Source organism: Nocardia beijingensis NBRC 16342, from assembly GCF_001612785.1.
Lineage (GTDB): Bacteria > Actinomycetota > Actinomycetes > Mycobacteriales > Mycobacteriaceae > Nocardia > Nocardia beijingensis.
In genome coordinates this window covers 65845-84716 of record NZ_BDBC01000008.1, presented here as the reverse complement: position 1 = coordinate 84716, position 18872 = coordinate 65845, and the positions used below count along the sequence as shown (strand labels likewise).

At 70.5% G+C, this 18872-nt stretch carries 18 protein-coding genes; 7 read left to right on the top strand and 11 right to left on the bottom strand.

Going from position 1 to position 18872, the window contains the following annotated elements; genetic code table 11:
- Positions 1–65: 65 nt before the first annotated feature.
- Positions 66–1781, bottom strand: coding sequence for an acyclic terpene utilization AtuA family protein (locus tag NB3_RS04295; RefSeq protein ID WP_067796779.1), 1716 nt, complete (start codon positions 1779–1781; stop codon positions 66–68).
- A gap of 180 nt (positions 1782–1961) precedes the next feature.
- On the opposite strand from NB3_RS04295, the gene NB3_RS35495 reads away from it, so the two are divergent.
- Positions 1962–2120: a CG2302 family histidine operon protein gene (locus NB3_RS35495; protein WP_169810643.1), complete on the top strand. Its 159-nt coding sequence runs from the start codon at positions 1962–1964 to the stop codon at positions 2118–2120.
- An 18-nt stretch (positions 2121–2138) separates the two neighbouring features.
- On the opposite strand, the gene NB3_RS04290 is transcribed toward NB3_RS35495, so the two are convergent.
- The 5 genes from NB3_RS04290 to NB3_RS04270 all read right to left on the bottom strand — a co-directional run bounded on the left by NB3_RS04290 (position 2139) and on the right by NB3_RS04270 (position 6867).
- Positions 2139–2915 carry an adenylate/guanylate cyclase domain-containing protein gene (locus tag NB3_RS04290; protein WP_244891766.1) on the bottom strand — a complete coding sequence of 259 codons (777 nt, stop codon included), beginning with the start codon at positions 2913–2915 and terminating at the stop codon, positions 2139–2141.
- Between the two features lie 497 nt (positions 2916–3412).
- Positions 3413–4174 (bottom strand): ABC transporter permease, encoded by a 762-nt coding sequence (locus NB3_RS04285; protein ID WP_067796776.1) that lies wholly within the window; start codon positions 4172–4174, stop codon positions 3413–3415.
- Positions 4174–5118: an ABC transporter ATP-binding protein gene (locus NB3_RS04280; protein ID WP_067796991.1), complete on the bottom strand. Its 945-nt coding sequence runs from the start codon at positions 5116–5118 to the stop codon at positions 4174–4176. The genes NB3_RS04285 and NB3_RS04280 overlap by 1 nt, the downstream gene beginning before the upstream one ends.
- A 136-nt stretch (positions 5119–5254) precedes the next feature.
- Positions 5255–5974 carry a hypothetical protein gene (locus NB3_RS34800; protein ID WP_067796773.1) on the bottom strand — a complete coding sequence of 240 codons (720 nt, stop codon included), beginning with the start codon at positions 5972–5974 and terminating at the stop codon, positions 5255–5257.
- Positions 5975–6141: 167 nt separating this feature from the next.
- Positions 6142–6867, bottom strand: a complete 726-nt coding sequence (locus tag NB3_RS04270; RefSeq protein ID WP_067796771.1) for a MerR family transcriptional regulator — start codon at positions 6865–6867, stop codon at positions 6142–6144.
- A 170-nt stretch (positions 6868–7037) separates the two neighbouring features.
- On the opposite strand from NB3_RS04270, the gene NB3_RS04265 reads away from it, so the two are divergent.
- Positions 7038–7502: a DUF6194 family protein gene (locus NB3_RS04265; RefSeq protein WP_067796768.1), complete on the top strand. Its 465-nt coding sequence runs from the start codon at positions 7038–7040 to the stop codon at positions 7500–7502.
- Between the two features lie 145 nt (positions 7503–7647).
- Positions 7648–8634 (top strand): aldo/keto reductase, encoded by a 987-nt coding sequence (locus tag NB3_RS04260; protein ID WP_067796765.1) that lies wholly within the window; start codon positions 7648–7650, stop codon positions 8632–8634.
- 37 nt (positions 8635–8671) lie between these two features.
- Here NB3_RS04260 and NB3_RS04255 read toward each other — a convergent pair whose 3' ends face one another.
- The 3 genes from NB3_RS04255 to thiO are packed head-to-tail and all read right to left on the bottom strand — an operon-like array spanning position 8672 to position 10732.
- Positions 8672–9451 carry a thiazole synthase gene (locus NB3_RS04255; RefSeq protein ID WP_084485754.1) on the bottom strand — a complete coding sequence of 260 codons (780 nt, stop codon included), beginning with the start codon at positions 9449–9451 and terminating at the stop codon, positions 8672–8674.
- Positions 9444–9662: a sulfur carrier protein ThiS gene (gene thiS / locus NB3_RS04250; protein WP_067796763.1), complete on the bottom strand. Its 219-nt coding sequence runs from the start codon at positions 9660–9662 to the stop codon at positions 9444–9446. Before thiS ends, NB3_RS04255 begins: the two co-directional genes overlap by 8 nt.
- Complete coding sequence (gene thiO / locus NB3_RS04245) at positions 9659–10732, bottom strand: glycine oxidase ThiO (RefSeq protein ID WP_084485770.1); 1074 nt, start codon at positions 10730–10732, stop codon at positions 9659–9661. The genes thiS and thiO overlap by 4 nt, the downstream gene beginning before the upstream one ends.
- Before the next feature lie 57 nt (positions 10733–10789).
- Here thiO and thiE point away from each other — a divergent pair, with 57 nt between their 5' ends.
- Positions 10790–11488, top strand: a complete 699-nt coding sequence (gene thiE, locus NB3_RS04240; protein ID WP_067796760.1) for a thiamine phosphate synthase — start codon at positions 10790–10792, stop codon at positions 11486–11488.
- A gap of 9 nt (positions 11489–11497) precedes the next feature.
- On the opposite strand, the gene NB3_RS04235 is transcribed toward thiE, so the two are convergent.
- Positions 11498–12190, bottom strand: coding sequence for an NUDIX hydrolase (locus NB3_RS04235; protein WP_067796757.1), 693 nt, complete (start codon positions 12188–12190; stop codon positions 11498–11500).
- A 179-nt stretch (positions 12191–12369) separates the two neighbouring features.
- On the opposite strand from NB3_RS04235, the gene NB3_RS04230 reads away from it, so the two are divergent.
- From NB3_RS04230 to NB3_RS04220, 3 genes are all read left to right on the top strand, one after another.
- Positions 12370–13734, top strand: coding sequence for a GlnX family signal transduction membrane protein (locus NB3_RS04230; protein ID WP_067796983.1), 1365 nt, complete (start codon positions 12370–12372; stop codon positions 13732–13734).
- The gene (locus NB3_RS04225; RefSeq protein ID WP_084485752.1) at positions 13731–14708 is read left to right on the top strand and encodes a glutamate ABC transporter substrate-binding protein; all 978 of its coding nucleotides are present in this window, start codon (positions 13731–13733) and stop codon (positions 14706–14708) included. The genes NB3_RS04230 and NB3_RS04225 overlap by 4 nt, the downstream gene beginning before the upstream one ends.
- A gap of 706 nt (positions 14709–15414) precedes the next feature.
- On the top strand, positions 15415–17661 hold the full coding sequence (locus tag NB3_RS04220) for a serine/threonine-protein kinase (RefSeq protein ID WP_157111517.1): 2247 nt from the start codon (positions 15415–15417) through the stop codon (positions 17659–17661).
- Here the strand turns inward: NB3_RS04220 and NB3_RS04215 are convergent.
- Positions 17658–18863, bottom strand: coding sequence for an acetate kinase (locus NB3_RS04215; RefSeq protein ID WP_067796978.1), 1206 nt, complete (start codon positions 18861–18863; stop codon positions 17658–17660). The genes NB3_RS04220 and NB3_RS04215 overlap by 4 nt on opposite strands.
- Between the last annotated feature and the right edge of the window lie 9 nt (positions 18864–18872).

The following is an 18872-nucleotide window of genomic DNA, read 5'->3' as shown; positions in this document are numbered from 1 at the left end:
GTCCTTTCTCGCATGACCGGGGGCCCTGCGTGGTGACGCGAGCTGCCGCCTCCGGGCCTGACCGGTCATGCGAACAGCTCCACTGGAATGTCGAGGTGACGAGACCGCAGCCATTCGCCGAGTCCCTTGGCCTGCGGATCGAAGCGGGCCTGATACGCCACGCCCTGACCGAGCAAGCCTTCGATGATGAAGTTCAGCGCCCGCAGATTGGGCAGGACGTGCCGGGTGACGGTCAGCGAAGACGCTTCCGGCAGCAGTTCTTTGACGCGCTCGACGGTGAGCGTGTGCACCAGCCAGCGCCATTGCTCGTCGGTGCGCACCCACACGCCGACGTTCGCGTCGCCGCCCTTGTCGCCGCTGCGGGCCAGCGCGACGGTTCCCAGCGGCGCGCGTCGGGTCTCCCCGTCGGGCAGCGGTTCCGGGGCGGGCGGCTCGGCGACCGCGGCGAGTTCGGCCGTCTCCGTCGCCGGGGCGATCTCGACGCGAGCGCCGTCCGGCAGCACCGCCGTGTGCGGCACTTCGGCGGCGTCGACGAATCCCGGCGTGAACACGCCATAGGGCGAACCGTTGCCGGGCAAGGTGGTGAAGCTGCATCCCGGGTAGCTGGCCAGCGCCAGCTCCACCGCGACATTGGAGAACGCGCGCCCGACCTTGTTCGGGTCCTGGTCGCGGACCACGCAGCGCAGCAGCGCGCTGGCCTGCTCCTCGGTTTCGGCGTCCGGCCGGTCCAGACGGGCCAGAGTCCAGGTCAGCTCGGCGGGGCGAGCCTGCAACCAGGACTCCAGCTGCCGCTGCGCCAGTTCCGCTTTCGCTTCGATGTCCAGACCGGTGAGCACGAATTCCATCTCGTTGCGGAAACCGCCGAGGGTGTTCAGCGAGACCTTGAGCCGGGGCGGCGGGGCCTCACCGGTGACGCCGCTGATCCGCACCCGGTCGGGGCCGTCCTGGTCGAGCCGGATGGTGTCCAGGCGGGCGGTGACGTCGGGCCCGGCGTAGCGCGCCCCCTGGATCTCGTACATGAGCTGGGCTTCGACCGTGTCGACGGTGACCGCGCCGCCGGTGCCGGCGTGCTTGGTGATGACGCTGCCGCCGTCGGCGCGGATCTCCGCGATCGGGAAGCCCGGCCTGCCCAGATCGGCGAGTTCGGTGAAGAAGGCGTAGTTGCCGCCGGTGGCCTGGGTGCCGCACTCGATGACGTGCCCGGCCACCACCGCGCCGGCCAGGCGGTCGTAATCGGTCCGGCCCCAGCCGAAGTGCGCGGCGGCCGGGCCGACGATCACCGACGCGTCGGTGACCCGGCCGGTGACCACGATGTCCGCGCCCGCGTTCAGGCATTCGACGATGCCCCACGCGCCGAGGTAGGCGTTGGCGGTCAGCGGCGCGCCGAAGCCGAGGTCACCGGCGCGCGCCACCAGGTCGTCGCCCTCGACGTGCGCGATCTTGGCGTCCAGTCCGAGGTCGGCGGCGACCTTGCGCAAACGCTGCGCCAGACCGGCCGGGTTCAGGCCGCCCGCGTTCGCCACGATGCGCACGTTGCGTTCGAGCGCGAGGCCGAGGCAGTCCTCGATCTGCTTGACGAAGGTCTTGGCGTAGCCGAGGTCCGGATCCTTCATCCGGTCCCGGCCGAGGATCAGCATGGTGAGTTCGGCGAGATAGTCGCCGGTGAGGACGTCGAGCTGTCCGCCTTCCAGCATCTCGCGCATGGCGCCGAGCCGATCGCCGTAGAAGCCGGAACAGTTGCCGATGCGGAGCACGTCCGGGTCGGCGGCCAGCATACTCATCAGCGGGAATGCCTCCTGTGCGGCGAACCGTCAGGATGGGCCGCATGCCGCACCCGTGAAGTCCGCGTTCCGCGACCAGCATCACACCTAGGACAGAAAAAAGCAAGCATGCGTGATTGTTAATTGCGGCTGCCCGCCCCGGCCGCCGGGCGATCGAGCGGACTGGAGCAAGATGGCACCGTGTCCAGCGACGTCACCGTGATAGTTCTGTTCGCCCTGTCGGGCTTCCTGCTCGGCGGCGTCTACACCACCTGGAAGACGGCCAGGCCGCTGTCCATCGCGCTCGCCGTCTGCGCCGCCCTCGCGGCGGGCGGCGCGCTGGCCTGGTGGCTCGGCTAGACCGGACGAGGCAGCCGCTCAGCCCTTCGACAACCGGAAGATGCGCAGGTCGTCGGGGACGCCGTTGAGGGGAGCGGCGAAGAAGCTGCGCCGGTACTGCTTGACCGCCAGGCCCAGTTCCGCCAGCGTCTCCGGCCGCAACGCCTGCAACGTGGACTCCGAGAGCATGGTGTTGCCGTTGCCGCCCGCTTCCATGACCCTGGCCGCGATGGTGACGTCCACCCCGAGCCAGTCGCCTCCGATCTCGCGCGGGGAACCGGTGTGCAAACCGATCCGCATCTGCGGGGTGTAGCCGCGCACCCGCACGTCGGCCAGATTGCGCTTGCCGCTCACGGCGGCGCGCACCGCCCGGTCGGCCGAGGGGAACACCGCCATCAAGCCGTCACCCATGCGCTTGACCACATGTCCGCCGCGCTCGGCGATCGGCGGTTCGATGGCCTTGGCGACCTTGCGCAACAGTTCGAGGGTGGCCTCGTCACCGGCCGACAGCGACCAGCGCGAGAAGGCCACCAGGTCGGTGAACATGACAGTTACTTCTTGGCTACCTTTGCCGCGTCCCATCCGCTCCAGGGCGGCCTGCCAGACCTGCAAGGCGCCGAAGCCGATCTCGCGCGCGGCGCTCGGGGAGTCGCCGACCAGTTTGTCCGCCGCGCGGGCGACCGCTCGCGCGCCGCCAGGCCCGGAAACCGACAGCGGGTCGCCGAAAGCGGGGTCACCCGGCAGCTGCTGACGCGCCTTCCGCAGCACGCCGATCAGATCCGCCCGTTGATTCGCCGCGCTCACCAGCGCGGATATCTGACCGCGGCGAAATGCGGCGGAACGGCGGGGAGCGTCTTCCGCATCGGACGGCTCCAACGGAATGACCACCTCGGGCGGTACGCCTCCATCGGCCTCCGGCCCCGGCCCCGGCTCGGCGCCGCCGGAAGGTGTTTCACTCACGCCCAGAGGGTATCTCAGCCGATCCGACGTCGGCAGGTCACCGATCAACACCATGCGCACCTCCGCTGCGAACCTCAGCGAGCACATCGTCGGGCCCGGCGATGGATAACGAGCTGGTTGCTGCACCGACGCTACTCGGGCGAGAAGGGGTCTCGGAAGCGGCAAGCGGCATAGTTTCCTCGATGTTCACACGCAGATCGGCCCGGCGCGAGCAGTCGCACCGGGCCGATCATGGCACCGTCCGCCGGGCAGTGACGGGCGGTGGCGGGAGCGCCGGACCTCCCGACAAGGTCGGCGCCCCCGTCAACCCGAGTGGCGAGGGAGGGCGACTCGGGTCGTCAGGGGGACTCGCCTCAAGCGTCGCGCTGGTTCACCACGACCAGGGACGCGCCGAAGACGATCGCGACGAAGACGGTGAAGTACAACAGGCTGCCCCACGGCCCCCAATGCCAGTTGGCCGTGGACGGCGACGCGCTCATGAAACGGTTCGCGTTCGCGAAAGGCAGGAACGGGGTGACGTTGCGCCCGAAGCTGCCGAACGCGCCGAGCAGCCCCTCGATGAGCAGCGGCCACAGCACGATCAGCGAGATCGCCGCGGCGGACTGCCGCACCAGCACGCCGACGCCGACCGCGAGCAGCACGCACAGGAACGCGTAGATCGGGATGGCGTAGACCTCGCGCCAGTCGGTCGCGCTGGACAGGGTGAGCGCCACCCCCGCCTCCGGTCCGCTGATGGCCTTGGCCACCACGTAGGCGAGCAGCGCCAAGGCCAGGGTCAGCACCGCGCCGTACACGCTGACCAGCCCCGCCTTGGTCAGGATGACCTTCGCCCGATGCGGCGTCGCCTGGAACGTCGTCCGGATGATGCCGAAGCGATACTCGCTGGTCACGGACAGGGTAGCCATGATCATCAGGACCATGACGCCGAAGCCGCTGACCCCGACCACCGCGGTGGAGACCGTCAGGTCGACCGCGCCTTCCGTGCCGTAGGACGCGCGCGCCACCGAGGCGAGCAGCGCGGCCATGCCGAGCGCGAGAGCGATGACGATCGCCGAGCACCACCAGGGCGACCTGGTGGAGGTGAGCTTGATTCGTTCCGCTGCCAGCACGCCCATCAGAGCGCACCTCCCATCACCTGATCGAAACCTTCACCGTGGTACTCCACCGCGCCGCCGGTCATCCGCATGAACGCCTCTTCCAGCGACGCGCGCTGCGGGGCCAGCTCGAACAGCGTGATGTTGTGCTCACCGGCCAGCTTGCCGACCGCGTCGCTGGACACGCCCGTCACCATGAGCGCGGGGCCGTCGGCGCTCGCGCCGTCCTCGCGGATGGTCATGCCGCTGGAGGTGAGCATGCTGCGCAGCTGGTCGAGCTGCGGGCTGCGCACCCGGACCGACTGTTCCGACGCGCGTTCGATGAACTCCTGGGTGGTGGAGTCGGAGATCAGCTTGCCGCGCCCGATCACCACCAGGTGCTCCGCGGTCTGCGCCATCTCCGACAGCAGGTGGCTGGAGACCAGCACCGTGCGCCCCTCGGCGGCCAGCCGCTGCATGAACCGGCGAATCCACAGGATGCCCTCCGGATCGAGGCCGTTCACCGGCTCGTCGAACAGCAGCACCTCCGGGTCGCCGAGCAGCGCGCCGGCCAGGCCGAGCCGCTGCGACATGCCGAGCGAGAAGCCGCCCGCGGACTTGCCTGCCACCTCGGACAGGCCGACCAGCCGCAGCACCTCCTCCACCCGGGATTTCGCGATGTCGTTGGAGGCGGCCATCCACTCCAGATGAGCCCGCGCCGAACGGTTCGGATGCACCCACTTGGCGTCCAGCAGCGCCCCGACGGTGCGCAGCGGATGGTCCAGCTCCCGGTACGGCTTGCCCTTGATCAAGGCGGTGCCCGCGGTCGGCTTGTCCATCCCGAGGATCATGCGCATGGTGGTCGATTTGCCCGCGCCGTTCGGTCCGAGGAACCCCGTCACCTGCCCGGGCCGAACGGTGAAGGTCAGATCCTGCACCGCTACGGTCTGGCCGTAGTGCTTGGTGAGGCCTTTCAGCTCGATCATGCCGCCCAGCATTCCGCAAATCACGGGCGCGCGCGTCGGTAATTAGTGCCGAGTTGGATCATCCTCGAGGATGAGGGGAGGAATGGGGCCCCCTAAGGGGCGTGGGGGTCCCATACCGGTATGGCCGTAGCGACGGTCAGCGCAGTTCGTGTGCTCGAGCGGGGTCGATGTCCCGGCGGCCGAGCAGTTCGGCGACATGGAGCAGTGGCTCGACGTAACCGGGGATCGTGGTCGGATCGCGCAGCGCTCCCGATGTTCGAACGTAGGTGAGCAGCTCGGCCCCGGCGAGGGTCCACGGCGGGACCGCCCTGGCGATGTGCGCGCCGATCAGCGGCGGGCCCAGCAGCGCTTTCGCGCAGCCCGGATCAGCGGTGACGATCTTGTACTGCGAGTCGAACAGGGCGTTGCCGGTCGCCGTCGGCTTGTCCCCGAAAAGGGCGCGTCCCATCTGGGACAACATGCCGCGGGGGACCACCCCGATCGGCGGATACATCCGATCGAGCAGGACGAGCGCGACGACGAAGTGATGGGTGGTGGTCGTGGTCGTTGTGGTCGTCGTCGTGCAGTCGGTCGTCGAGGAACTGCTCGACGACGTCGTCCGGTACGAGTATTCCGCCACGGTCACCCAGCGGCCGCCGAGTTGTCGGCTCAGGATCACGCCGAGCCCGCGCGAGTTGTGGCCGGGTAGGCGCGCGGTCCACTGGGCACGGCCGGACTCGGCGAACGTCCATCCGTTCGCCGCAGCCCACTGCCGGATGGCCGCCTTACGGGAGAGTTCGGCGTGAATCGACAGCGGAATCGCCACGGCCATCAGCACGACGACCGACACGAAGATCATCACTATCAGCACGCCCATGGTCGGTCCCGCTTCCGTTTACGTTCTCACTGGGCAGATGCCGTCTCCCGGTCGAGACGACTCTTTCGTCAGTATGGGGAGCGACCTTCCAACCGGCTTGGAAGATCCTTGCGGCGGGGCTTCAGAAAAGCCTCTGTAAACAGGATCGCAAGGGGACCATCGGGCGTTTACAGCGCGAGCAGGGCGGCGAGTGCGGCGGCCGCGTCGAGCAGGGCGCGGGAGCGAGCCGTGATGCTCGCGTCCCGGGCCGCCAGCGCCGCCTCCACGTCATCGGATCGGTGGCCGCGCGGCAGATCGGGCATCAAGGTCTTCAGCGTGTCGACGCGGTATCCGGCCCTGCGCAGCTGATGGACGATCCTGGCATCCCTGACCTGGGCGGGCGAGTACCGCCGCGTGCCGTGCGGGGTCGCCCGATCCGGGACGACGAGTCCCTCGGCGTCCCAATGCCGCAGTGTCGACGGGCGCACTCCCAGCGCGGCGGCGAGTTCGGCGACGCTCATCGCGTCCGACGGCCGCACGTCGGCGATCGGCTCGGCCGAGATCACCTCCGCCGCCCGTTGCGCCAAGGCCAGATCGGTACGCTCCCGGTCCAGCCGGGCATGCGCCGCGTCGAGCAGCGCGAGCACCTGGGCGAACGGTTCTTCGTGGACGGCGCGGACGATGCGCTTGGCCTCGACCGGGCCGACGCCCGCCGCCAGCGCTCGATAGGCGAGCGCGGACCGCACATGGACCTCGCCGTATCTGCGATAACCGGTGGCGGTGCGCGTCGCCGTCGGCAGGACCCCGTCGCGCTCGAGATTGCGTATCTGCTGCACGGAATATCCGGCCCGCCGCGCCACATCGGCCGTGCGCAGGAACGAGCCGACCGGAATCCCGCGCTCTCGGGTTCCCATCTCGCAACCTCCATGAACGCTCCATGCGGTCCCGCTGCCCGTCCGGCGCGACCCGGCCGAACGACTTCGACGCAGACCGCCGTGCATCAGCCAGTTGAGAGTTGACACCCTATACCGCGGCATACCCGCGTCGAAGTCTCCATAAGCACTTCAATGAAACGCTGGATGCCATGACCATCGAAGAGATCATCGGCTTCGTATCCGCCCTCGAGGGCGTGCTGACCCTGCGCCCAGCCCCCGGTGACGGCTCACCCGAAATCAGTTGGGGCGACACGTTCTTCTACTACTCACCGGACGGCGTGGTACCGAAGACGACCCAGCCCTTCGCGACGATCGTCACGAAGAACTACCCCGGCGACGAGAGTTCCGACCTGAACCGCCCGAACACGTTCCGCGTCAACATCGCCGCCGGAAAAGAGGCCTTCACCCACTGGACCGGCCACACCCCCCGCGAATCATCCACCCCCGACAACCCCAGCGCGGTAGACACGCTGCTCCCCCACCCCGTCTACGCATCCGCCGCCTGGCTGGCAGTCATCAACCCCGGCCCCCGAACCGACGAACCCACCCGCACCCTCCTCCACACCGCTTACGAACTAGCCCGCACCCGCCACCAACGCCGCACCCACCCCTGACGGACCGCGAGTGGCACATGGTTGGGGCGAAGCGCGAGAGGGTCTCCCACCATGTGCCACTCGCGGGAATGCTTACAGGTTTGACATGGAGTGCACTCCAGCTTTTAGCGTCGGGGCGACGGATTCGAGTGCAGGAGGTAGCAATATGAGTGACATTCGCAGTCGGCAGCTCGGCGAGTTGGCGGTCTCCGCGCAGGGCCTGGGGTGCATGGGCATGAGCCACGCATACGGCGCCGCGGACGACGAGCAATCGATCGCGACGCTGCACCACGCCCTCGACCTGGGGGTCACTTTGCTGGACACGGCCGACTTCTACGGCGCCGGGCACAACGAGGAGTTGATCGGCCGGGCGATCGCGGGGCGCCGTGACGACGTGGTGCTCGCCACCAAATTCGGCTTCGCCAACCGCTTGGGCGAGCCCACCCGCATCCGCGGCGACGCCGCCTACGTGCGGCAGGCCTGCGAGGCCTCGCTGCGCAGGCTCGGCGTCGACCACATCGACCTCTACTACCTGCACCGGGTCGATCCGCAGGTGCCGATCGAGGAGACCGTCGGCGCGATGGCCGAACTGGTGCGGGAAGGGAAGGTCAGGCACCTCGGGCTGTCCGAGGCGAGCGCGGACACCATTCGGCGCGCCCACGCGGTGCATCCGATCGCCGCGTTGCAGAGCGAGTGGTCACTGTGGACGCGCGACCTGGAGGCGGAGATCGTCCCGGTCTGCCGTGAGCTCGGCATCGGCGTGGTCCCCTTCTCCCCGCTCGGGCGCGGGTTCCTGACCGGCCGATACAGCTCGGTGGACGCGCTGGCGGACAACGACGTGCGGCGCAGCCAGCCGCGCTTCGCCGACGGCAACCTCGAACGGAACCTGGCGATCGTCGCGAAGCTGAACGAACTCGCCGCCGAGAAGGGAGTCACCGCAGGGCAGCTCGCGCTGGCCTGGGTGCAGCACCGCGGCGAGGACGTGGTGCCGATTCCCGGCACCAGGCGGCAGCGCTACCTGGAGGAGAACCTCGCCGCGCTGACCATCGAGCTGTCCGCCGACGACCTCGCCGCCATCGAGGCCGCCGCCCCGCCCGAGCAGATCGCGGGCGACCGCTACGACGCGACGAGCCTCACCTTCGTCAACGGCTGAGTCCCGGACCCGGCGTCCCCGGACTCGAGTCGACACCTCACAGCGCCGGGGACGACGCCTGTGCCCAGAAGCGCTTGGGGATGCGCCCCGCCAAGCGCGCCGCGTAACCGGCGCGCACCGCGTCGGCCATGGCCGCCGCCATCAGCTCGGGGCGCTTCGCGCGGGTCACGGCCGTGGCGAGCAACACCGCCGAGCAGCCGAGTTCCATGGCGAGGGCGGCGTCGCTCGCGGTGCCGATGCCCGCGTCCAGGATGACCGGGACCTTGGCGTCGGCGACGATCATCTCGATGTTGTGCGGGTTGCCGATGCCGAGGCCGGTGCCGATGGGCGCGCCCAGCGGCATCACCGCCACGCAGCCCGCCTCCTCCAGGCGGCGGGCCAGCACCGGGTCGTCGTTGGTGTAGGGCAGCACGACGAATCCGTCGTCGACGAGTTGTTCCGCGGCGGTGAGCAGTTCGACGGGGTCGGGCAGCAGGGTGCGCTCGTCGGCGACCACCTCGAGCTTCACCCAGTTGGTGTCCAGCGCCTCACGGGACAGCTGCGCGGTGAGCACCGCCTCGGCCGCGGTGCGGCAGCCCGCCGTGTTCGGCAGCGGCGCGATGTCCAGTCGTTTCAGCAGGTCCAGTACGCCGGTGCCGCCCGCGGCGTCGATGCGCCGCATGGCCACGGTGGTCAACTCGGTGCCGGAGGCGATCAGCGCCTCCTCCAGGACGGCGAGATTCTCCGCGCCGCCGGTGCCCATGATCAGGCGGGAACCGAACTCCCGGTCGGCGATCCGCAGCGGGGCGTGCGCGGATGCCGCCGCGGCCTCAGCCACCTTGGACCGCCGTCAGCACCTCGATCTGCCAGCCGCGCCCGACCGGTTCGTCCCAGCGGGACTTGGGGAACACGGCTCCGTCCACCGCGAGCGCGACGCCCTGGCAGGGCAGTTCGAGGCGCTCCAGCAACTCGCGCACGGTCAGCGGCTCGGCGAACTCGTGCTCGTCGCCGTTCACCGTGACACCGATGGGGACGGATGACAGCGTCATCGGATTCCTCCTACAGTCGTCGAAAAGCGTTGCGGATCGGCCACTTCCGCTTCGGGCAGCGTTGCCCCGCCGAGCAGGCTCGCCACCGCGTCCACCGTGAGCGGCATGGTCAGCATGCCGTTGCGGCCGTGCCCGGTGGCCGCGATGATCCGGTCGGTGAGCCTGCCGATCAACGGCAGGTTGTCCGGGCTGCCCGGCCGGGAACCGGCGCTCGCTTCAGCGAGTTCGTATTCGCCGATGCCGGGGAACACCGCCTCCGCGTCGGCGATCAGGTCGCGTACGCCCGCGACGGTGACCGCGGTGTCGAAACCCGCCTCGTACTGCGTGGCGCCGACGACGATCCCGTCGCCGCGCGGCACCAGGTACACCGCCCGCCCGTGCACCCTGGCCCGGATCACCCGGCGCGGCGCGGGAGCGACGCCCGGCCGATGTCGCAGGCGCAGGATTTCGCCCTTGACCGGGCGGACCGGCAGCTCCGGCCACAACCGGGCCGACGCGGCGCCCGCGGCCAGCACGATCTGGTCGTGCGGAAGTTCCGTCAGCGAGTCTACGGACTCGGCGCGCACCACGACGCCCGCCGCCTCGGCCGCTTGCCGCAGCGCCGCGACCAGCTTGCGATTGTCGATCGCGGGTTCCGCGGGCGCCAGCAGCGCGGCGCGAACCGTCCTGGCCAGGCCGGGTTCCAGCGCGCGCACCCCGGCGCGGTCGAGCAGCCGCAGTTCGTGCCCGCGCGCGCCGACCCAGTCGGCCACCGTGCGCAGGTCGGCCGCGTCGGCCGCGTCCAGCGCGAGGGTCATGGTCTCGTCCGCCACGAAGACCGAGACGCCGGTCGCCGCCGCGAGCCGGGCGGCGAACTCCGGCCAGCGGGCCAGCGACGCCGCGCCGAATTCGAGCACCAGGTCCTCGCCGGGCCAGCCCTCCGACAGCGGCGCGAGCATGCCACCGGCCACCCAGGAGGCCCCGGTCGCGATCGCCGGATCGAACAGCGTGACCGACCAACCGGCCTCGGCGGCCCGCCCGGCCACGGCGAGTCCGATGGCGCCGCCACCGACGACGGCCAGAGTCCGCATCCGATCCACCTGCCTCCTGTTTCGCATCCCCACGGTAGCGCGGCTACGGTCGAAGGCGTGCAACCCTCCCACCCCAATCGACCCGCCTCGCCGCGGGAGCGTCTGGCGAACGCGCGGCTGTATCTGTGCACCGACGCCCGCCGGGAGAAGGGCGATCTGGCGAAGTTCGCCGAGGTCGCGTTCGCAGGCGGAGTCGACATCATCCAGCTCAGGGACAAAGGCTCACCGGGCGAGGCCAGGTTCGGCCCGCTGGAGGCCAGGGCCGAGCTCGGCGCGCTGGCCGAACTGAAGGCCGCCGCGCGCAGGCACGGCGGGCTGGTCGCGGTGAACGATCGCGCCGACATCGCGCTGGCCGCGACCGCCGACGTGCTGCACCTCGGGCAGGGCGACCTGCCGCCCTGGTACGCGCGCCGGATCCTCGGGCCGGACGTGGTGATCGGACGATCGACGCACAATCGCGCCCAAGCCGGGCTCGCCGCGATCGATGAGCACATCGATTACTTCTGCACCGGTCCCATCTGGGCGACCCCGACCAAACCCGGCAGGCAGGCGGCCGGCCCCGAACTGGTCCGCTCCACCGCGGACGCCCATCCCACCCGGCCCTGGTTCGCGATCGGCGGGATCAACGCCGACAACCTCGCGCAGGTGCTGGAAGCCGGAGCGAAGCGGGTCGTCGTGGTGCGCGCGATCACCGAGGCGCGCGATCCCGAAGCCGCGGCGCGCGAGTTGAAGACGGCGCTGCTGGCGAACGGGTGAGCGCCGGGGTCAGGAAAGCACCTGACCGCGGGTGAACGAAAGCGCGGTCTCCACGGCCGTGTTCCCGTTCGACGCGGGCTCGGCGGCTTGCGCGCCGGGCTCGTCGACGATCCTGGCGTAATCGCCGGGCCCGCCCGGATCCGAATGCAGCCAGACGAAACCGAGATCGGCCAGGTCGAGCGTGCGCGGCAACGCGGCAGCGACGGCCCGATCGTCGCCGATCTCGGCGAGCAGCACCCGCACGGGCGCGGCGCGCAGGGTGGGCCAGGACGCGGCGAAGCCGGGGTGCAGCGGACGCGCGTCGACCTCGTCCTCCGGAACCCAGGCCAGTTCGAGGCTCTCGCGATTGCTGCTGGTCGGCAGGGTCATCACCGCGTCGGCGACGACCGTGGTGTAGGTCCAGCCGCTCAGCGCCGATGCCGTCACCCGCTCGCCGCGCACCCGGACGTCGTCGGGATCGATGCCGGCCTCTTCCCACGCCTCGCGGACCGCCGCGTGCACCGGCGTCTCGTGACTGTCCCGCGCGCCGCCGGGCAACGCCCAGGTCCCGCCTTGATGACTCCACGGAGCGCGGTGTTGCAGCAGCACCGCCGAACCGCCACCGGCCAGCGGAGCGCGCAGGAGAAGTCCGGCGGCGCCGAAGCGCCCCCAGTGCCGCAGTCCGTCCGGGCCATGCGACCACCCGTCACCGTCACCACGCATATCCTAACCCATCCTCGTCCAGCCGCGGCAAGCGCCTTCTCCTCCCAATCGGGGGTGTTTCACACGCCGCGGCGCCCGTACGACCACAATAAACTCCGCACCAACACGCACGGATCGATCGGATATCCGGTCCAGCCGTCGAGAAATCCGCGTACGCGGCCCAAACTGGGGAGGTGGACATGGCTAGCTCCGAGCCGACGACGGCCGAACTCCGGCCGTCGTCCGCGCCAGAGCCCGCCGGTCGGGACGATCCGGGCGGGCTGAGCGTCGCGGTGGTGCGCGAACGTCTCGACCTGGCCAATCTGCGTTCGTTCGCCAATTCCTCACCGGGACGGCTGATCGCGCTCGGACTGCTGCTCATCGGGTTGTGCCTGGCCGCGGGCTCCGTCACCGCGGGGACGGTCGGTGATCGACAGCACGACCTCGACGTGTTGCTGCGGGACACCGAGCCGGACGCGCACTCGGCCCTGCGGCTCTACACCTCGCTGTCGATCGCCGACGCCGCGGCGAGCACCGCGTTCATCGCGGGCGGGCTGGAACCGCAAGCGGTACGCGATCGCTACACCCAGGCCATGGGCGAAGCAGCCGCGGAATTGGTGACCCAATCCGACGCGGCGACCGATCCGGATGCCCGGCTGCGCACCGGCATAGTCACGGGCCTGCCGGTGTACTCCGGTCTGGTGGAAACCGCACGGACGAACAACCGCAGCGGATATCCGGTCGGCGCCGCGTATTTGAGCGAGGCGTCCAACCAGATGCAAACGAAGCTGCTGCCGATGGCCGAGGAACTGCACAATCATCGCTCGGCGGCGGTCACCGCGGCGCAGCGCAACCACGTGCGGCCGCCCTGGTCGGCGATCGGCCTGCTGCTGCTCACCCTCGGCGTGCTGGTCTGGGTCCAGCGGGATCTGGCGCGCCGCTGGCGGCGGGTGCTCAATCCCGGCCTGGTGCTCGCGTCGGCGGCCATGCTGATCCTGCTGGCGTGGACGGTGATCGCGGGCTCGGTGTCGGCGGCGGCGATGATCAGCGCCCGCGACGACGGCGCGGTGCCGTCCTCGCGCTTGACCGAGAGCCGGATCCTGGTGCAGCAGGCCCGCGCCGCGGAGACCTTGAAATTGGTGCGCCGCGACGCGACCGGCGACTACGACCGCACCTTCGACGCGGACATCGAACGGCTGGCCGATCTGATCGGCAACTACCCAGGCTCGGCCCCCGCCGCGAACGAGATGCGCAATGCCGTACCGGCGCTGGCGCGCTGGCGGGTGGCGCATCAGCGCATGAACGACGCGCTGGCGAAGGGCGATTTCAACAGCGCGGCCGTGGTGGCGACCGGCCCCGGCTCGGCGGACGTCACCGTGCAGGTGGAGGCGCTGGACCGTTCGCTGGAGCAAGGCGTCGCCGCGACCAGGGACACGCTGCGCGACAAGATCTCCCACGCGGCCCGCATCCTGGATTTCCTTGGCGCGGGCGCGATGGTGCTCGGCATTCTGGCGGCAGGCTATGTCGGACTGGGCATCTGGCCCCGGCTTCGGGAGTACCGATGAGATCCGCGCGCGGCATTCTGGTGACCGCTCTCCTCGTGGTGACGCTGGCGAGCGGCTGTGCGAGCGATGCCGGCGCGCCGGTGTCGAGCAAGACGCCGAAGTACACCGATCCCCCGTTGCCGGCCAAGGCCGTTCCGGTGCTGACCGACTCGCCGGTCCCGCCGACGCCGGGCGCGTCGCGGTGCGGGGACCCGACCGCGAGCCTGCGTCCGTCCGGAGCGGGCGCGCGTGGCCCCGCGATCGACGCGATCCGGGCGCGCGGCAGGCTGCTGGTCGGATTGGACACCGGCAGCAATCTGTTCAGCTACCGCGACCCGATCTCCGGCGCCATCGTCGGTTTCGACGCCGACATCGCCAGGGAGGTGGCCCGCGATCTGCTCGGCAGCCCGGATCTGATCGAGTTCCGCAGCCTCGGTTCCGCCGAGCGGGAGTCGGCGTTGCAGAACCGCACCGTCGACCTGGTCGCCAAGACCATGACGATCAACTGCGAGCGGCGCGAGAAGGTGACGTTCTCCACCGTCTACCTGCGCGCCAACCAACGGGTGCTCGCGGTGAAGAACTCCGGGATCCGCAGCCTGGCCGATCTGGCGGGCCGCCGGGTGTGCATCGTCTCCGGCACCACGTCGCTGGAGCACATGCGCCGCGACCAGCCCGCCGCGACCATCCTCACCGTGCCCAGCTGGGCCGACTGCCTCGTGGTGCTGCAACAGCGCCAGGTCGACGCGGTGAGCACCGACGACGCCGTGCTCGCCGGCCTGGCCGCGCAGGACCCGTACACCGAGCTGGTCGGCGGCAGCATCAGCGAGGAGCCGTACGGCCTCGGCATCACCAAGGGCAACGACGACCTGGTCCGCTTCGTCAACGGCACACTGGAACGCATCCGCAACGACGGCACCTGGGTCGCGCTGTACCAGAAATATCTCACCGTCCTCGGCCCCGTACCCGCTCCGCCCGCCCCTACCTATCAGGACTGACGGGCCGATGAACACACGGCCCGCCCCCGAGCCCGACCCGGACGAGAACGCCGCGGGAGGACCCGGCCCGGCCGCCGTGTCCGAGGACGAATCCACCGCGCCGGCCGGGCGACAGCAGACGGAGGCGGCGAAACCGCCGCGCGCGGACCATGCGAGCCCGCGGCACCTGGGCGCTCGCACCACGGGGACAGGGCGGCGCGCAGGGACGGACAACGCGGAACCCGTTGCGCCCGAGGAACTCCAGCACACCACATACACGCCGATCGGTCGCGCGGCCACCTCGTTCGGCACAGTCGCCTGGAACCGCGCCGAAGACACGGACCCGCCGGATGACGCACCGGCGACATCGAGCCCAGCCGCCGGGGCGCCCCTCGACAACGCGCAGGCGACACCGAACGAGGCCGTTCGCTACGCCGGAAAATCGGCCCCGCCCAACGACGACGCACCGGCGACGCCGCACCCAACTGCTCCCGACACCGGAGACTCGACTTCCCTCACCGACGACGCACCGCACCGCACCCGCACGGAGCAACAAGACACAGCCACGCGGGTCACCGCAGACGCGCAGCGAGAAGCATCGTCCGCCGATGCGGAACAGTCGGGAGCCGAGGCGGATTCGGACGCGACCCGATCGCAGGCGAACCGAGCGGAAGCGACGTCGAGCACGTCCGCATGGTCGCCCGATCCCACCGGACGCCGAGAGCCACTGGGAGCGGACGAAACCCCGGACACAGCGGCGTACGCCCCGGTGACCACGGCATCGGACGAGACGCGGCGCACGGACTCCGAACCCGCGTCGGCTCCGCAACGCACCTCCGGACGCAGCGTGCGCACCGCCAGGACCCGCCCGGCGGTGCGGCGGCTCGGCGCGGGGCTGGTGCCGATCCCGACGGTGACGCCCGCCGATCCCCGCGACGCCGTCCTCACCGACGCGGTGGTCTCCGAGGGCAGGCGATTCTGCTGGCGCTGCGGCAAACCGGTCGGCCGGGCGACGGCCACCAGGCCAGCGACCACGGCGGGCACCTGCGCGACCTGCGACGCGCCCTTCGATTTCCGCCCCACGCTCTACCCGGGCGACATGGTGGCCGGACAGTACGAGATCCAGGGCTGCATCGCGCACGGCGGACTCGGCTGGATCTATCTGGCGATCGACCGCAATGTCAGCGACCGCTGGGTGGTGCTCAAGGGACTGCTGCACGCCGGTGACGCCGAAGCGCAGGCGGTCGCCGTGGCCGAACGCCAATTCCTCGCCGAGGTGGCGCACCCGAGCATCGTCAAGATCTACAACTTCGTCGAGCACACCGGCGCGGACGGCACGCCCGTCGGCTACATCGTCATGGAGTACGTGGGCGGCCGGTCGCTGCGCGACATCCTCGACTCCTACGAACGCCCGCAGCGCATGCCGGTCACCGAGGCGATCGCCTACCTGCTGGAGATCCTGCCCGCGCTGGACTACCTGCACTCGACCGGGCTCACCTACAACGACCTCAAGCCCGACAACGTGATGGTCACCGAGGACCAGGTCAAGCTGATCGATCTCGGCGCCGTCGCCACCATCGAGGCGTACGGAAACCTCTACGGAACCAGGGGTTTCCAAGCGCCGGAGATCGCGCGTACCGGCCCGACCGTCGCTTCCGACATCTACACCGTCGGACGGACGCTGGCCGTGCTCACCTTGAACATGCCCACGGAGCACGGGCGTTATCTCGACGGCCTGCCCGACCCAGCCGATCAGCCGGTGCTGGCCCGCTACCAGTGCTTCCATCGTCTGCTGCTGTGCGCCACCGACCCGGACCCCGAGCGCCGCTTCCCGTCCGCCCGCGCGATGTCCGCCCAGATGTCGGGCGTGCTGCGGGAGATCCTCGCGCAGGAGACCGACACCGAGCACCCGCAGTTGTCCACGGTCTTCACGCCGCCGCGTGCCGGTTTCGGGACCGAGGAACTGATCAGCCAGACCGACGCCTACACCGACGGCCGCCCACGCAGCAGCCTGCTCGACGCCCCGGACGTGGTGGCGGCGCTGCCGATTCCGCTGCTGGATCCGGCCGATCCGTCGGCGCCCCTGCTCTCGGCCGCCGTGCACCCCGAGCCCGCCCACGCGCTGGAGGCGCTGCGGCACGCACGCGAGCGAGCCGAGGCCGATCCGGGCAACGCCCCGAAGACGCTCGATCTGGAACTCACTCTCGCCGAGGCGCGGGTACGGCTCGATCTGCGTGAGTCCGCGACGATCCTGGACCTGCTCGCGCGACTGCCGGAACGGGACTGGCGGGTGAGCTGGTATCGGGGCATGGCCGAACTGCTCGACCGGGAGTACGAGCGCGCCTTCACCGACTTCGACGAGGTCTTCCGCGTGCTCCCCGGCGAACTGGCCCCGCAGCTCGCGCTCGCCGCTACCGCCGAACTCATTCTCCAGCATTGGGAGTCGCCGGACCCCGAACAATGGCGCGGTTACGCCGAGCAGGCTTACGAGACCGTCTGGCGCACCGACCGCACCGTGGTGAGCGCCGCCTTCGGGCTGGCCAGGCAACTGGCGGCGGACGGGCGAGTAGACCAGGCCGTGCGGGCGCTGGACGCCGTGCCCGCCGCGTCGCGGCATTTCACCACCGCGCGAATGACGGCCGTGCTGCTCATGGTCACGACCGCGCCGGTGGCCGAACTCGACGAGGCGACCCTGCACATCTCGGCGTCGCGCGTGCTGAGTCTGCCCGCGGGCGAGAGCCGCGCGACGCAGATGCGGGTGCTGGTGCTCGGCGCGGCCCTGGCCTGGCTCCAGGCGGGGAACACGCCGAAACGTCCCGATGCCACGCTGTTCGGCGCGCCGTTCACCGAACGCGAACTCCGGGCCGGCGCCGAAGCGGGCCTGCGCTCACTGGCTCGCGGAGCGCCCAACCGCAGGCATCGCTACGCGCTCGTCGACCTGGCCAACTCGATTCGCGCGAAGACCTGGATCTAGCCGTCGACCACCTGCCGCGCGGCGCGGGCGATGGCCAGTTCCTCGTTGGTCGGCACCACGAGCACCGCGACCGGCGCGCCGGGCGGGGAGATGCGCCGCGCGGCACGGTCTTCGGCGGTATTGGCCGCCGGATCGACCTCGATGCCGAATCCGCCGAGACCGGCCAAGGCGTCGGCGCGCACCTGCGGGCTGTTCTCGCCGACTCCGGCGGTGAAGGTGATCGCGTCGACGCCGCCGAGTTCGATCAGGTACGCGCCCAGGTAGCGGCGCAGCCGATGGATGTACACGTCGTAGGCCAGCCGCGCGGCCTCGTCGCCGCCGTCGATGAGGCGGCGCAGTTCGCGGAAGTCGTTCACACCGGACAGGCCCTTGATCCCCGAATCCCGGTTGAGCAGCGTGTCGATGGCATCGATGTCCAGATGCGCCGACCGCGCCAGGTGCGCCACGATGCCGGGATCGAGATCACCGGACCTGGTGCCCATCACCAGGCCTTCCAGCGGCGTGAGGCCCATGCTGGTGTCGATCGGATGCCCGCCGCGGATGGCCGACGCCGACGCGCCGTTGCCGAGGTGGAAGACGATCTGCCGCAGCTCGGCGGGGTCGCGCCCGAGCAGCTCGGCAGCTCGGCCGGACACGTACTCGTGCGACGTGCCGTGGAAGCCGTACTTCCGGATGCCGTGCGCGGCGGCGACTTTCGCGTCGATAGCGTAGGTCTTCGCGGCCGCGGGCAGGCCGTGGAAGAACGCCGTGTCGAACACCGCGACCTGCGGCACGCCCGGTAGCAGCGCCCGCGCGCTCTCGATCCCGGCGACATTGGCCGGGTTGTGCAGCGGCGCCAGCGCGGCGAGCTCGCTGATCGCCGCCACCACGTCGTCGTCGATCAGGGTGGGCCGGTAGAACACCTCGCCGCCGTGCACCACCCGGTGCCCGACCGCCCGCACGCCTTCGCGTACCAGGTCGTGGCCCGTCGCGGCGAAGGTGTCGAAGATCAGTCGCAGCCCGGCGGCGTGGTCGGCGATCCGCTCGCGGCGCTCGGTGGTCTCGCCGTCGGCGCGATGCTCGATGCCGCCTTCGTCCTCACCGATCCGCTCGACCATGCCCGACGCCGCGACCACGCCCGAATCCGGGTCCACCAGCTGGTATTTGATGGACGACGAGCCGGAGTTGATCACCAGCACCATGCCTTCGGCCGTCTTGCTCATCACGCCTCC

Coding starts and splice junctions, on each gene's coding strand:
- NB3_RS04295 (WP_067796779.1), bottom strand. CDS start 1,781: ATGAGTATGCTGGCCGCCGACCCGGACGTGCTCCGCATCGGCAACTGT.
- NB3_RS04285 (WP_067796776.1), bottom strand. CDS start 4,174: ATGGGCGTGCTGGCAGCGGAACGAATCAAGCTCACCTCCACCAGGTCG.
- NB3_RS04280 (WP_067796991.1), bottom strand. CDS start 5,118: ATGATCGAGCTGAAAGGCCTCACCAAGCACTACGGCCAGACCGTAGCG.
- NB3_RS34800 (WP_067796773.1), bottom strand. CDS start 5,974: ATGGGCGTGCTGATAGTGATGATCTTCGTGTCGGTCGTCGTGCTGATG.
- NB3_RS04270 (WP_067796771.1), bottom strand. CDS start 6,867: ATGGGAACCCGAGAGCGCGGGATTCCGGTCGGCTCGTTCCTGCGCACG.
- NB3_RS04265 (WP_067796768.1), top strand. CDS start 7,038: ATGACCATCGAAGAGATCATCGGCTTCGTATCCGCCCTCGAGGGCGTG.
- NB3_RS04260 (WP_067796765.1), top strand. CDS start 7,648: ATGAGTGACATTCGCAGTCGGCAGCTCGGCGAGTTGGCGGTCTCCGCG.
- thiS (WP_067796763.1), bottom strand. CDS start 9,662: ATGACGCTGTCATCCGTCCCCATCGGTGTCACGGTGAACGGCGACGAG.
- thiO (WP_084485770.1), bottom strand. CDS start 10,732: ATGCGGACTCTGGCCGTCGTCGGTGGCGGCGCCATCGGACTCGCCGTG.
- NB3_RS04235 (WP_067796757.1), bottom strand. CDS start 12,190: ATGCGTGGTGACGGTGACGGGTGGTCGCATGGCCCGGACGGACTGCGG.
- NB3_RS04230 (WP_067796983.1), top strand. CDS start 12,370: ATGGCTAGCTCCGAGCCGACGACGGCCGAACTCCGGCCGTCGTCCGCG.
- NB3_RS04225 (WP_084485752.1), top strand. CDS start 13,731: ATGAGATCCGCGCGCGGCATTCTGGTGACCGCTCTCCTCGTGGTGACG.
- NB3_RS04215 (WP_067796978.1), bottom strand. CDS start 18,863: ATGAGCAAGACGGCCGAAGGCATGGTGCTGGTGATCAACTCCGGCTCG.